14 protein-coding genes and 1 pseudogene are annotated in these 12,610 nt (G+C 60.5%); 8 read left to right on the top strand and 7 right to left on the bottom strand.

Features of this window, described 5'->3' with window-relative positions:
* Positions 1-54 precede the first annotated feature (54 nt).
* Both ACIPSK_RS04965 and ACIPSK_RS04970 read right to left on the bottom strand, forming a co-directional pair.
* A complete protein-coding gene (locus ACIPSK_RS04965) occupies positions 55-1,386 on the bottom strand; it encodes a hemolysin family protein (RefSeq protein ID WP_162116063.1) in 1,332 nt (443 codons plus the stop codon).
* 163 nt (positions 1,387-1,549) lie between these two features.
* A complete protein-coding gene (locus tag ACIPSK_RS04970) occupies positions 1,550-1,933 on the bottom strand; it encodes a VOC family protein (protein WP_162116162.1) in 384 nt (127 codons plus the stop codon).
* Positions 1,934-2,369: 436 nt separating this feature from the next.
* Here ACIPSK_RS04970 and ACIPSK_RS04975 point away from each other — a divergent pair, with 436 nt between their 5' ends.
* Positions 2,370-2,681, top strand: coding sequence for an RcnB family protein (locus tag ACIPSK_RS04975; protein WP_162116064.1), 312 nt, complete (start codon positions 2,370-2,372; stop codon positions 2,679-2,681).
* 67 nt (positions 2,682-2,748) lie between these two features.
* On the opposite strand, the gene ACIPSK_RS04980 is transcribed toward ACIPSK_RS04975, so the two are convergent.
* The 3 genes and pseudogenes from ACIPSK_RS04980 to ACIPSK_RS04990 form a co-directional block, all read right to left on the bottom strand.
* A complete protein-coding gene (locus ACIPSK_RS04980; protein ID WP_162116065.1) occupies positions 2,749-2,934 on the bottom strand; it encodes a hypothetical protein in 186 nt (61 codons plus the stop codon).
* A pseudogene (locus ACIPSK_RS04985) lies at positions 2,931-4,134 on the bottom strand (GTP-binding protein). The gene ACIPSK_RS04980 and the pseudogene ACIPSK_RS04985 overlap by 4 nt, the downstream one beginning before the upstream one ends.
* A gap of 146 nt (positions 4,135-4,280) precedes the next feature.
* Complete coding sequence (locus ACIPSK_RS04990; protein WP_162116066.1) at positions 4,281-5,294, bottom strand: zinc ABC transporter substrate-binding protein; 1,014 nt, start codon at positions 5,292-5,294, stop codon at positions 4,281-4,283.
* Positions 5,295-5,396: 102 nt separating this feature from the next.
* On the opposite strand from ACIPSK_RS04990, the gene znuC reads away from it, so the two are divergent.
* The 3 genes from znuC to ACIPSK_RS05005 are packed head-to-tail and all read left to right on the top strand — an operon-like array spanning position 5,397 to position 7,571.
* Complete coding sequence (gene znuC / locus ACIPSK_RS04995) at positions 5,397-6,368, top strand: zinc ABC transporter ATP-binding protein ZnuC (RefSeq protein WP_162116067.1); 972 nt, start codon at positions 5,397-5,399, stop codon at positions 6,366-6,368.
* Positions 6,361-7,176 carry a zinc ABC transporter permease subunit ZnuB gene (gene znuB, locus ACIPSK_RS05000; RefSeq protein WP_162116068.1) on the top strand — a complete coding sequence of 272 codons (816 nt, stop codon included), beginning with the start codon at positions 6,361-6,363 and terminating at the stop codon, positions 7,174-7,176. Before znuC ends, znuB begins: the two co-directional genes overlap by 8 nt.
* Positions 7,173-7,571, top strand: a complete 399-nt coding sequence (locus tag ACIPSK_RS05005; protein ID WP_017964964.1) for a Fur family transcriptional regulator — start codon at positions 7,173-7,175, stop codon at positions 7,569-7,571. The genes znuB and ACIPSK_RS05005 overlap by 4 nt, the downstream gene beginning before the upstream one ends.
* A gap of 269 nt (positions 7,572-7,840) precedes the next feature.
* Here ACIPSK_RS05005 and ACIPSK_RS05010 read toward each other — a convergent pair whose 3' ends face one another.
* Positions 7,841-9,016: a hypothetical protein gene (locus ACIPSK_RS05010; protein WP_446532632.1), complete on the bottom strand. Its 1,176-nt coding sequence runs from the start codon at positions 9,014-9,016 to the stop codon at positions 7,841-7,843.
* Positions 9,017-9,208: 192 nt separating this feature from the next.
* Here ACIPSK_RS05010 and ACIPSK_RS05015 point away from each other — a divergent pair, with 192 nt between their 5' ends.
* Both ACIPSK_RS05015 and ACIPSK_RS05020 read left to right on the top strand, forming a co-directional pair.
* The gene (locus tag ACIPSK_RS05015; protein WP_162116071.1) at positions 9,209-9,784 is read left to right on the top strand and encodes a transglutaminase-like cysteine peptidase; all 576 of its coding nucleotides are present in this window, start codon (positions 9,209-9,211) and stop codon (positions 9,782-9,784) included.
* Between the two features lie 89 nt (positions 9,785-9,873).
* Positions 9,874-10,272, top strand: coding sequence for an ester cyclase (locus ACIPSK_RS05020; protein ID WP_162116072.1), 399 nt, complete (start codon positions 9,874-9,876; stop codon positions 10,270-10,272).
* Between the two features lie 31 nt (positions 10,273-10,303).
* On the opposite strand, the gene ACIPSK_RS05025 is transcribed toward ACIPSK_RS05020, so the two are convergent.
* Entirely contained in the window at positions 10,304-10,675 is a 372-nt protein-coding gene (locus ACIPSK_RS05025; protein ID WP_162116073.1) for a hypothetical protein, read from the bottom strand.
* 442 nt (positions 10,676-11,117) lie between these two features.
* On the opposite strand from ACIPSK_RS05025, the gene ACIPSK_RS05030 reads away from it, so the two are divergent.
* Both ACIPSK_RS05030 and ACIPSK_RS05035 read left to right on the top strand, forming a co-directional pair.
* Positions 11,118-11,519 (top strand): hypothetical protein, encoded by a 402-nt coding sequence (locus ACIPSK_RS05030; RefSeq protein ID WP_032992435.1) that lies wholly within the window; start codon positions 11,118-11,120, stop codon positions 11,517-11,519.
* A gap of 227 nt (positions 11,520-11,746) precedes the next feature.
* Complete coding sequence (locus ACIPSK_RS05035; RefSeq protein WP_162116074.1) at positions 11,747-12,457, top strand: methyltransferase family protein; 711 nt, start codon at positions 11,747-11,749, stop codon at positions 12,455-12,457.
* The last annotated feature ends 153 nt before the right edge of the window (positions 12,458-12,610 follow it).

Here is a 12,610-nt window from a genome sequence, read left to right on the forward strand (position 1 = left end):
TGAATCTACGCATCGTGCTTTCCGAAAATCGATTCCGATTTTCGGGCCGATGCGCTAGGCCTCCACCCGATCCGCGGGGATGCGCGTCGCCAGCATCTTGTCGATACGCATGCCGTCCATGTCGAGAACCTCGAAGCGCCAGTTGTCGAAGACGAAGGTTTCGCCGGCTTCGGGAATGTGCTGGAGTTGATGCAGGGCGAAACCCGCCAGCGTATGGAAATCGGCATCCGGACGATCGCGCAGGCCGAGCCGTTCGAAGGCGTCGAAGGCCGGCATCATCGCATCGATCAAGAGCGACCCGTCTTCCCTGACGACGATGTCGGGCTCTTCGTTGGATCCCGGCAGGTCGCCGGCGATGGCTTCGAGCAGATCGGTCTGGGTGACGATGCCTTCGAGGCTGCCATATTCGTCGATGACGATGGCGAGGCGAACGGGTGAGGCCTTGAAACTGTCGAGCACGCGGACGACCGAGGTGCCCTCATGCAGCACCAGCGGCTGCTTGATCACCTCCATTGGCCGGATCTTGCCGCCGTCGAGAACCTGGTCGAGAAGGTCCTTCTTCAACACCATGCCGATCGGCTCGTCGATCGAGCCGCGGGCGACCAGCAATTGTTCGTGACTGCATTCGCGGATGGTCTTCAGGATCTCGGCCTCGCTGTCGTCGGCGTCGAACCATTCGATATCGAGGCGCGGCGTCATGATGTCGGAGATCGGCCTGTCGCCGATGTTGAACACCCGCTCGACGAGCTGCTGCTGCACCTGGTTGAGAAGGCCGGCCTCCTGGCTCTCGGCAACCAAAAGCTTGAGCTCCTGCGGCGAATGGAACGACGATTCGCCGGTTCCGGCGCGAAGACCCACACCCCGCAGCACGAGGTTGCCCATGCCGTTCAGAACAAAGATCGCCGGCTTGAATAGCACCAGGAACAGACCGAGCGGACGCACAACGGTAAGCGAAGTGGCTTCGCTGCGTTGAAGCGCCAGGCTCTTCGGTGCGAGCTCGCCGAGCACGATATGAAGTGCTGTGATGATGACGAAGGCGACGACGACGGCAACAGTATGCGCGCCCGCCGTCGCCCATTGCCCAGGCAGCCATGATAGCAGCGGCTCGATCAGATGGGCAAGCGCCGGTTCGCCAACCCAGCCGAGGGCGAGCGACGAGATGGTGATGCCGAGCTGGGTGGCCGCAAGATTCGAGTCGAGATTATCGACGGCGCGCTGAAGTGCCGAGGCGTTCATGCGGCCTGCCGCAGCGAGTTCGGCGACGCGGCTACGCCTGACCGACACCAGGGCGAATTCGGCGGCAACGAAGAAGCCATTGGCGGCGACGAGAAGAAACACGGCTAGTATCCCGATATAGTCGGAGAGCCCGCCGGCGGAATCGGACATGTTTTCCCTGCCTTCGAGTTGATGGGAGTCCGAAACTACACGCTCGCACACTGGTGGCAAGGCGTTCCGGCCAGCCTCGCGGCGAGAGACCGTGATCGAAATACTGCGTCGGTTTGCGGATGACCGCAAATGCGTGGCAACCGAATGACCGGCGTCGCGCCATTCACCGCTTGGGTGGTTCGAAGAGCTCGATCGGGTTTCCGGCCGGATCATCGACCAGGATCTGTTTGCCGCCTATGCCCTGCACGATCTCGTTGCGGAAACGCGCGCCGGCCTGACGCAGCGCGGCGACTTCTGCTTCCAGGTCCTTGACCTCGATCTGGATGCGATTCCAACCGCCGGGCTCCGGCTTTCGCCCATCTGGCATTGCTTGAGATGCTCCGCCAGGTCCCGTCATGCCGCTGACGAACAGACGAAAACCGTCTCTGGTCAGGATGGCGAAACTCGGCGCGGGGCGAAGTGCGACGGAGAAGCCGAGATGTCTCGTGTAGAATTCCACCGCGGCGTCGACGTCGTCGACGATGTAGCGCATGCTGATACCAGGCATGTTTTCCTCCATTGTGGTCTTCGTTGTCTTGATCTGATCGTCCCCTCGCGGGAACATCCAGAACTCTCCTGTTCCTAGGATGCGTCGGTTCGAAACTCGATTATGCGCCCGTTTCAAGTTTTTTTATGCATCTCGTTGTGCCAAATCGCCGAGCGCCTTTGGGCGAGACCAGATCGAATCGAGAGCATGCCGCCCGCCGCCAGCAGCGGGACAACTCTCCACGGCCGCGCCTTCTAGGGATGAGCAGCAAAAGCCGAAGGGCTTCACTGGACGAAGCCAGCCTGCCGCGCCAGATCATCGTGTATAAGTCTAATCTAAAGTATAAGCTTCGACATGTAGCTACTGGATTCCATTACAGAAGTTTAATTTCTATTTCAGTTTCGGTTCATCTTCTCGGCCCTAGTTTGCCCCGGTGTCCAACACGAGGAACCCCCACATGAAAAAGATTTTTGCAGCCCTTCTTTCCGCCTCCTTCCTTCTTTCCCCGATGATTGTTTCCCAGGCTAGCGCCGACGATCATCGCCGTCCTCCCGTCGTCGTGCAGAAGAAGGTAGTCGTCCGGTCGCACTGGAAAAAGGGATACCGCGTCAATACCAGCGAGCGTCGACGGTTCTCCGATGTCAACGACTATCGCCGCTACCGGCTGGCGCCACCGCCACGCGGTTATCGCTGGGTCAGGGCCGATCACGACTACCTGCTGATCGGCGTCACCAGCGGTATTATCTCCAGCGTTATTGCCAGTCGCTGATCGGCAGATGAACGAGAAGAGGGCGGCTTCGACCGCCCTTTTCCTCTGCCGGCAGGCAAATCTCTCGTCAGAAGGGCTTCCTGAAGGGAACGATGTGCTCGGCGAGGCTTCGGAACAGGCTGCCGGATCGTCGTTGCCGATCGGGCCGTTCACCTGCTGCCTCGACGGTGTCGGGATGAAGCCCTTCGATCGGCGGTAGCGGCTCGCATTCGGTGCAGACGCAGAGAGTGCGTTGGATTGCCTTCGCCTTCATGCAGCCTGCCTGTTCCAGTTGGCGAAAGGATCGGGCAGGTCGCGCCAGCGCTCGGGCACGAAGGCATCTGTCCTGATAAGACAGGCGTCGAGTTCCTTCCTGATCCAGGCTTCGTCCATCGGATCGGCACCGATGAAGACGATTTCCTGGCGGCGGTCGCCCCAGACGGGGTCGAGATAGGGGCCGATGGCGTTCATGAAGGTCGGCCCCTCGGGCCACTGCTCGGACGGTACGGAGGCCCACCAGAGGCCCATCTTGCCGGTGCGGACGATCGCGCCCGCCTGGCTGATCTCGCCGACGTGATGCGGGCGGGTCGCCAGCCAGAAGAAGCCTTTGGCGCGCACCACGCCCGGCCATGCCGTGTCGAGAAAGGCCTGCAGCTTGGCCGGATGGAAAGGGCGTTTTTCGCGGTAGACGAAGGAGCGGATGCCGTATTCCTCTGTCTCGGGCATATGATCCTTGAAACCGTGCAGTTCCTTGTACCAGAGCGGATGGGTTTCGGCCCTGTCGATGTCGAAGCGGCCGGTGCCGAGCACCTCCCGCAACGCCACTTGGCCGAAGTCCGCCTCGATCAGCCGCGCATCGGGATTGAGGCCGATGATGATCTTGCGGGCGGCGTCGCGCTCCTTTTCGCTTGCCGTGCCGATCTTGTTCAGCACCACGACGTCGGCGAATTCGATCTGCTCGACCAGCAGGTCGACGATGTTTCTGTTGTCGCCGTCACCGGCCGTTTCTCCGCGGTCGGCGAGGAAATCGGCCGAGGCATAATCGGCAAGCAGATTGACGGCGTCGACGACGGTCACTATGGTGTCGAGCCTTGCGACGTCGGAAAGGCTTTGGCCATTCTCGTCGCGAAATTCGAAGGTGGTGGCGACGGGCAGGGCTCGGCGATGCCGGTCGATTCGATCAAGAGGTAATCGAAGCGGCCCTGATCGGCGAGCTGGCGCACCTCTTTCAGCAGATCGTCGCGCAGCGTGCAGCAGATGCAGCCATTGGTCATCTCGACCAGCTCTTCCTCGGTGCGGGAGAGATTGGCGCCGCCGTCGCGCACCAGGGCAGCATCGATATTCACCTCGCTCATATCGTTGACGATGACGGCGACGCGTAAGCCCTCGCGATTGCTCAGCACGTGGTGAGCAGCGTCGTCTTGCCGGCGCCGAGGAAGCCTGAAAGCACCGTGACGGGAAGTCTGTTGTCCATAAGAACCTCATAGGGTTTGTCTTTATGTTATATCATTACGTTCGGTGCGCCGAAAAAAGGCGGAACGGGGTTGTCCGCCTTTTCCGCCTCAGCTCTCTCCGGAGCGTCGCGTGTCCGATAGGACGCGCGGAGCGGCGCATGAAGGTTCATGCGCTGGAGAGACAATCCTTCATGCTGTTGGCGATGCCGCGCATGAGGGTGAAGTAGAGATCGGGGCCGGCCTTCAGTGTTGCCGCTTCGGGATCGAGCACGCCTGACTTGGCGCGCGTGCCTTCAATGACGACATTGACGAGGCGCGGCTCGAACTGCGGTTCGGCAAAGACGCAGGTGGCGCCGAGTTCACCGACCTTGCGGTGGATTTCCGAAACACGCTCGGCGCCGGGAATAGTTTCCGGGCTGACGGTGATCGAGCCGGCGACGCGGATGCCATAGCGGTGCTCGAAATACTGGTAGGCGTCGTGGAAGACGATGAAGGGCTTGCCCTTGACCGGGGCGACGGTGGCGGTGAGTTCCTTGTCCAGCGCCGTCAGCCTGTCGTCCAGCGCCTTGGCGTTTGCCTGATAGGTCAGCGCATTGGCGGGATCGGCGGCAACCAGCGTCGTGGTGATCTCGCTGGCCATCGCCTTGGCGTTCATCGGATCGAGCCAGAGATGCGTGTCGAATGTGCCGTGCTCGTGATCGTCGTGGTCAGCGTCGGGGCCATGCGCTGCTTCGGCTTCATGGTGCTCGTCACCATCATCATGCGCTTCGAAGGCGCCGCCCTCACGGAAAGGCAGCTTGACGAGGCCGGGGGCGTTGTCGAGTTCGGCGATGCTGGCATCCCGGCCCAGCGCCTGCAGCGGCTTTTCGAGAAAGGCCTCGAGGCCGGGGCCGACCCAGAAGATCACCTTGGCATCCTGCAAAGCGCGAGCATTCGACGGCTTCAGATTGTAGGTATGCGGGGAGGCGGCGCCATCGACGATCAGCTCCGGTTCGCCGACACCCTGCATGATCGCCGACACCAGCGAATGGATCGGTTTGATCGAGGTGACGACGACAGGCGCGTCAGCTGCGCGCATAGTGCCGGCGAAGAGAAGGGCGGGGATCGCCAGGACCGGGATTGCGAGGGCCGGTATTCTGAGGGCCAAGATTTTAAGGGCAGGCCCCAGGGCGCGTTTCATCAATATGCTCCGCTTGAATTGCAGTTGTTATGTTATTACATCAATTGCGTTATGCTATAACGTGTGCAATAGCAGGACGCAACAGCACTTTCGGAAAATTTGATGCTCTCTCCCGCAAAGACCCCCGCTGGTATCCGGGCCGAACCGCTGGTTTCGCTTGAAAATGTCGGCATCCTGCGTAATGGCCGCTGGCTGGTGCGTGGCGTCGATTTTTCCGTCTCGCGCGGCGAGATCGTCACGCTGATCGGGCCAAACGGCTCGGGCAAGTCGACCAGCGCCAAGGCAGCGATCGGCGTGTTGAAGCCCGACGAGGGCAGGGTGGAGCGCAACGCCGGCCTCAAGGTCGGTTATGTCCCGCAGAAGCTCACGATCGACTGGACGCTGCCGCTTTCGGTGCGCCGGCTGATGACGCTGACCGGGCCGCTGCCGGAGCGCGACATTCTTTCGGCACTCGAATCCGCTGGCATCGCCCATATGCTCGATGCCGAGGTGCAGCATCTCTCCGGCGGCGAATTCCAGCGGGCGCTGATGGCGCGCGCTATTGCCCGCAAACCCGATCTGCTGGTGCTCGATGAGCCGGTGCAGGGGGTCGATTTTTCCGGCGAGATCGCGCTCTACGACCTGATCAAGTCGATCCGCAACGCCACCGACTGCGGCATCCTCTTGATCTCGCACGATCTCCACGTCGTCATGGCCGAGACCGACACCGTCATCTGTCTCAACGGCCATGTCTGCTGCCGCGGCACGCCTGAATCCGTCAGCCGCAGCCCGGAATATGTGCGCCTGTTCGGCAGCCGGGCGGCGCAGACGCTTGCCGTCTACAGCCATCACCACGATCATACGCATCTGCCAGATGGGCGCGTGCAGCATGCCGACGGCACGGTGACGGATCATTGCTTCCCCGATGACGGTCATCACCATGAACATGGCCATACCGGTCATGAGCGCGATCACGGCCATCCCGGGCATGACCATAGCCATGACCCCGGGCATGACCATAGCCATGACCCCGGGCATGCCGAACATGACCACGCCCATCCGCACACGCATGCGGAGGGAGAGCGCCATGCTTGACGATTTCTTCGTGCGCGCCATCCTTGCCGGCGTCGGCCTGGCGCTGACGACAGGGCCGCTCGGCTGCTTCATCATCTGGCGGCGTATGGCTTATTTCGGCGATACAATCGCCCATTCGGCGCTGCTCGGCGTCGCACTGTCGCTGCTCTTCGAACTCAACCTGACACTTGCCGTCTTTGCCGTTGCCGCGCTCGTGTCGGTGCTGCTGCTCTTCCTGCAGAAACGCCAGGCGCTGTCGGCCGATGCGCTGCTCGGCATTCTCTCGCATGCCACACTGGCGATCGGCCTCGTCATGGTCGCCTTCATGAGCTGGGTGCGGATCGATCTCATCGCCTTCCTGTTCGGCGATATCCTTGCCGTTTCCACCACCGACATCACGCTGATCTGGGGCGGCGGGCTGTTCGTGCTCGTGGCAATGGCCTGGCTCTGGCGGCCACTCTTGGCGGCAACGGTCAATGCTGAGCTCGCCGAGGCCGAGGGGCTGAAGCCGGAGCGGGCGCGGCTGTTTTTCATGCTGCTGATGGCCGTCGTCATCGCCATTGCCATGAAGATCGTCGGCATCATGCTGATTACCTCGCTGCTGATCATTCCGGCGGCTGCGGCGCGGCGCTTCTCGGCGACGCCGGAGATCATGGCGGTATTCGCCTCATTGATCGGGGCCGCCGCCGTCGTCGGCGGGCTGTTCGGCTCGCTCACCTACGACACGCCTTCCGGCCCCTCGATCGTGGTCGCGGCGCTGATCCTCTTCATGTTCAGCCTGCTTCCCGTCAGGCGCCACCGCGCGGTCATGCAAGGAAAAGGCTCATGACGACACCGCAATTGACCAAGAACCAGTCGCTGGTCTTCGACGTGCTTGAAAAGGCCGAAGGGCCGCTCAGCGCCTACACCATCCTCGACAAGCTGCGCGACCACGGTTTTCGTGCACCCCTGCAGGTCTACCGGGCGCTGGAGAAGCTGCTCGAATACGGCGTCGTGCACCGGCTCGAAAGCATCAACTCCTTCGTTGCCTGCGCCCATCCGGGCGACGACTGCCACAGCCACGGCATCGTCGCCTTCGCCATCTGCGAAAGCTGCGGTCAGGTGATGGAGTTCCACGATCACGAGGTCGACCACCGGCTGATGGGCTGGGTGCGGGGGCAGAAGTTCAAACCAGCGAAGACGACGATCGAGATTCGCGGTTTGTGCAAGGCTTGTGCGGCGTAAGCGGCCACTCTATCCGTCGGCGCCCTACCCTAACTCACCGACGGGACTTTGACGGGGCGCCATCATCTCCACCCTCATTGCTGTGACATCCCTCGGGTCGAAGCCCGAGGACAGGAATGAGCGAGGGCGGGGAGGCGGCGTGCCCGAAGGTGACCATCCACGCGTTGGTTTCCTCGCTTTCTTTGCTGCCGATCGATACACAAATCAATGATTCAAAAAGGTGAGGCCGCGAGAACGGCCTCACCTTTTGCATTTCTGTGCGGATAAGCTTAATCCGGCTTGGATTCAGAGCCGCTCTTGCCGGAGCCACCATTGTCGCTCTTGCCGGAGCCACCGTTGTCGCTCTTGCCGGAGCCACCATTGTCGCTCTTGCCGGAGCCACCGTTGTCGCTCTTGCCGGAGCCGCCATTGTCGCTCTTTCCGGAGCCGCCGTTATCGCTCTTTCCGGAGCCGCCGTTATCGCTCTTTCCGGAGCCGCCGTTATCGCTCTTTCCGGAGCCGCCGTTATCGCTCTTGCCGGAGCCGCCGTTATCGCTCTTTCCGGAGCCGCCATTATCGCTCTTTCCGGAGCCGCCATTGTCGCTCTTTCCGGAGCTATCATTATCGCTTTTGCCGGAGCCGCCGTTGTCGCTCTTGCCGGAGCCGCCATTGTCGCCCTTGCCGGAGCCGCCATTGTCGCCCTTGCCGGAGCCGCCGTTGTCGCTCTTGCCGGAGCCGCCATTATCGCTCTTTCCGGAGCTATCATTATCGCTCTTGCCGGCGCCGTCATTGTCGCCCTTGCCGGGGCCGTCATTGCCGCCTTTGCCGGGACCGTCGTTGCCGCCCTTGCCGGGACCATCGTCGTTGCCACCCTTGCCCGGGCCGTCATTGCCACCCTTGCCGTGCCCGTGATCTTTTCCGCCCCCGTCGTGGCCGTGATGATCGCGGTCCTTGCCGTCGTGATTGTCTTTCCCACCGTCGCCACGGCCGTCCTTGCCGTGCCCGTGATCTTTCCCGCCCTTGCCGCCGCCGTGATGATCATGGCCCTTGCCGTGATCGTCCTTTCCGCCATTGTCGCCGCTGCCGCTGCCGCTGCCGCTGCCGCTGCCGTCGCCATTGCCATTGCCGCTGCCGTCGCCATTGCCGCTGCCGGCATCGTCGCCGTTCCCGTTCCCGTTGCCGTTGCCATCGCCATTGTCACTATCGCCAGCATTCCCATTGCTGGCGAGTGAACCGCTGCTGGATGTCTTCTTGCCGCCGCCAATGTTTTGGTTGCCGCGATCGTTATCGTTCGGATTGAACCTGCTATCGGACCGAATTGCACTGGTCGGCATGCACAGCCTGTATTCGAGTGTACCGCGAACTGCGGCCTTGCAATTAACGACTGCCGGGGCTGCCGTTGCCAAGCTGCTGCTTGCCAGAAGGGAAGCAACGGCGATGCTGAATTTCGCTGCTCTGCTGATCATTTCAATCCATCTCCGAAGGTTAACCGAATGTTAATAGGGAGAACTCCTACACTAACAATCAATTAACACGAAGAATAGATAATGGTTAATCTGTCTCAATCGTTTAATACAGTTAAATTGGCAAGTATAAAATTTTACTAAATTTTTATTCTGCCTATGTTATCGTCTCACGACAAATAAAAGGAATCGGCTATGAAGCGCCTCTTTTCGCTCGCTGGCTTTTTATTCATTCTTCTGCATTTTCAAGCCCTTGCGGGATCATCGCTTCCCGTAGCGCGAAGCATCGGCGCACCCGTGGGATTCGCCGCAGCCTGCGCCAAGTACAAGTGGCTGTGCGGCAGGATGGCGACGCAACAGCTGAACGATCAGGCAGGCATGGCGCTTCTGCAAAAGGTCAATCGCGCCGTAAATGGACGTATCATTCCCGCGGAAGATAGCCCGTCTTCCCGAAATAGGGATGTCTGGTCTCTGCCGGTTGCCGGCCATGGCGATTGTGAGGACTACGCTCTCCAGAAGATGAAGGACCTGATCGAAGCTGGTTTTCCATCGAACAGGTTGGCGCTTTCCGTGGTGATTGGACCGCAGGATCAAAACCATGTCGTTCTCATTGCCCGGACGGACGGCGGCGATTATGTGCTCGACAATCTGACCGGCGCCGTGAGGCTCTGGCGCACGACAGGCTATACGTTTCTGGCCACTCAGGATTTCCAATCGCGAACGGGCTGGCGCGTGACGCTTGCTGGTCCCCGTGCAGGCGAGTTCTCTTGAACTGAGAGTATCGAGGCGACGCGTTCGCCGCTGGCAGGCGCAGATCCCGGCGCTATCTTTGCCGGAGTAACCAAGCCAGGGACGATCGCGTGACGAAGACCGAACTCGCGGAGATATACCGGGGCTACATCGCCTGCCTGAACAGGCAGGACTGGCCAAATCTCGGGCAGTTCGTCGGCGACGATGCAGTTCATAACGGCCGGCGCCTCGGGCTGCCGGGTTACGTCGCCATGCTCGAGCGGGACTTCGAAGAGATTCCCGATCTCTATTTCAAGGTGCTGATGCTGCTTTGCGATCCGCCATACATCGCCTGCCGGCTCGGCTTCGATTGCAGGCCGAAGGCAAAATTCCTCGGCCTCGATGTAAACGGCAGGCGCCTTTCCTTCACCGAAAATGTCATCTACGAATTTCGCGGCGGCAAGATCGTCGAAGTCTGGTCGGTCATCGATAAGACGGCGATCGAGTCCCAGCTTGCGGGCTCGAATTGATCGCGCGGATGGTTTCCGGTCTGTGTTTCGATCAGATGATGGCGACGCGTTCGCCGAAGGGCGTGTCGTCGTCGAAATTGCGGGTGCCGATCCGATCGCTTTCGCCTGACAACACCGGCTGTTCCGCCTGTTCGCCGGCCTCTCCTCCTTCTTCCGATGCCGCATGCCCGTCCCGCTTTTGCGGATGCTGCTCATAATCGACGATCAGATCCGCGTGCGGGATGATATCGCTTGCGGCTTCCTTTTCTGTGGACTTCTTCGCTGCCAGCTGATCGGCCGTGATCTGCGACTGGCGGGCAGCGACCCAGGCATTGTCGGGTTCGGAGCCGATCGAGGTGCTGGTGCCGACCTTGGTAGCTTCGGACCGGGCGGTGGCGGAGATGGGATTGATCGCGTCGACCATGATGCTCTCCTCTCGGAACAGGATGATTTAGGCTTGGTCGGCCCAAAAATCTGAATCCTATTCTAAATTAAACAGTTAGAGGATGATATTGTCCGAAGACGGCTTACGCTTTTCGGCATCATGCTCCATGGCGAACCGGCGAAACAGCCAGCCGTTTCCCGGAATGAAAACGGCGCAGTCTTCGGGCCTGTCAGAGAGACATATCGGGGCCGCGCCGAAAAACACAAGGGGACATCGACGTGACTGCCATTTCGGACAATGACGAAATCGGTAGCAGAGTACGAGAAATTCGACAAAGAATTGTGCGCGCAGGGGGTGCGCGGTGCGTGGTTAATGTAAGAATCGGAAACACTTTGTGACTAAGTGTCTCCAAAAGCTGCGTTTTTTGACTTGCTGCGCGCGAAGACATGACGGATATTGTTTAAACGTTGAGGAAGCCGTCATGATTAGAATGATTGAAAACCCCGCCGAACTGGCTGGCGAAGATATCACCGGCAAATATATTCTCCGGAGGCTGAACTACCACTGGTTCGCTTACGGCAAGGCGGCTATCGTGACCGCCTGCAAGGGAACGATCCTGCAGCTCGAGCGGGAAGAGACGGTCTATTCCGAGCGTTGGGGCCGTCGCGCCTATACCGGCACCGGCAGACGTTACCCCGGCGGCATCTGTCCTATTTCTGCGGTCGCCTGCGTTTGCGATACGCCTGATGACGTCAATGCCGTCATTCAACTGGATGTCGAAGCACAGGACGAATTCTATCAACTGATCGCAAAGGCCGAAGCCAGGGTTCAGGCGCTTGCCTCTTCCTCACGAAACAGCCAGTTTCTCGAAGCTGCCGAGTAGGCGGCTCTTTACCGAAATCCGCCTTCAACCATCATTGCGGCGACGGCAGAATTTTTCCGACATCTCCGAATGCTGGATGCAAAAGCGTCGCTACGATCAAGCGCGGCTTTCGTTCGCTACGCTGCCATCGGGTGCTTTCCGTCTCCTCAATCCGGTGCGGTTGTGTTAGACTTAGGCGGCAGCCGTTGGGATGCAGACAGCTCGTTCCCGGTTGAACGGAAGCGGTCATGACAGAGCAGAACACTCGGCCCAATCACTCATTCGCAGCGACGGCGCCATCGCTCGGCTCGCTCGCCATCACCATTGCCGTGATGTTTGCCGCGCTATTCTGGCCAGCCGGCACGCTCGACTGGCCGCGTGGCTGGATCTTTCTCGGTCTCTTCCTTGCACTGACATGTGTCGCGATCATCTGGATCTGGCGGACAAATCCGGAGCTGTTTGCGGCGCGCAGCCGATATCAGAAAGGCACCAAGCCCTGGGATGCGGTGGTGGCGACGCTGACAATCATTCTCTTTGTCGCCATTCTTCCGGTCGGCGCGTTCGACGACGGGCGTTTCCACTGGGCGCCGCAGTCAGATTGGGTGGTCCTCATCGGCTATCTGCTGATGACAGTAGGCTATCTCGGCCTGACCTGGGCGCAATCGGTCAACCGGCATTTCGAGCCGACAGTGCGCATTCAGACCGACCGCGACCACAAGGTAATCGATACCGGACCCTATGCCGCCATCCGCCATCCCGGATACGCAACCGCTGTCGTGCTCAGCGTCGGCATGGCGCTGTCGCTTGGATCGCTCTACGCGCTGATCCCCGCCGGCCTGCTCATCATTGTACTCTTCGGCCGCACGCTGGGAGAGGAGGCAGAATTGCGCAAGGGGCTCGAAGGCTATGCTGAGTACATGGAGCGTGTGCGCTGGCGGTGGATTCCGGGAATTTGGTAAGCGGCTCGCGTGTCCGGAGTACGTCCAGTTATTTGCCCTTTCGCTTGCGCTCAGTGCATTCGCGGCTTCGCCGCTCATCCCCCTCATCTGCCTGCCGGCATCTTCTCCCCGCCGGGGAGAAGCGGAATCGTGGCGGCGTCTTGCCCTTCCTGA

It is taken from the genome of Rhizobium sp. LARHSG275, from assembly GCF_052871115.1.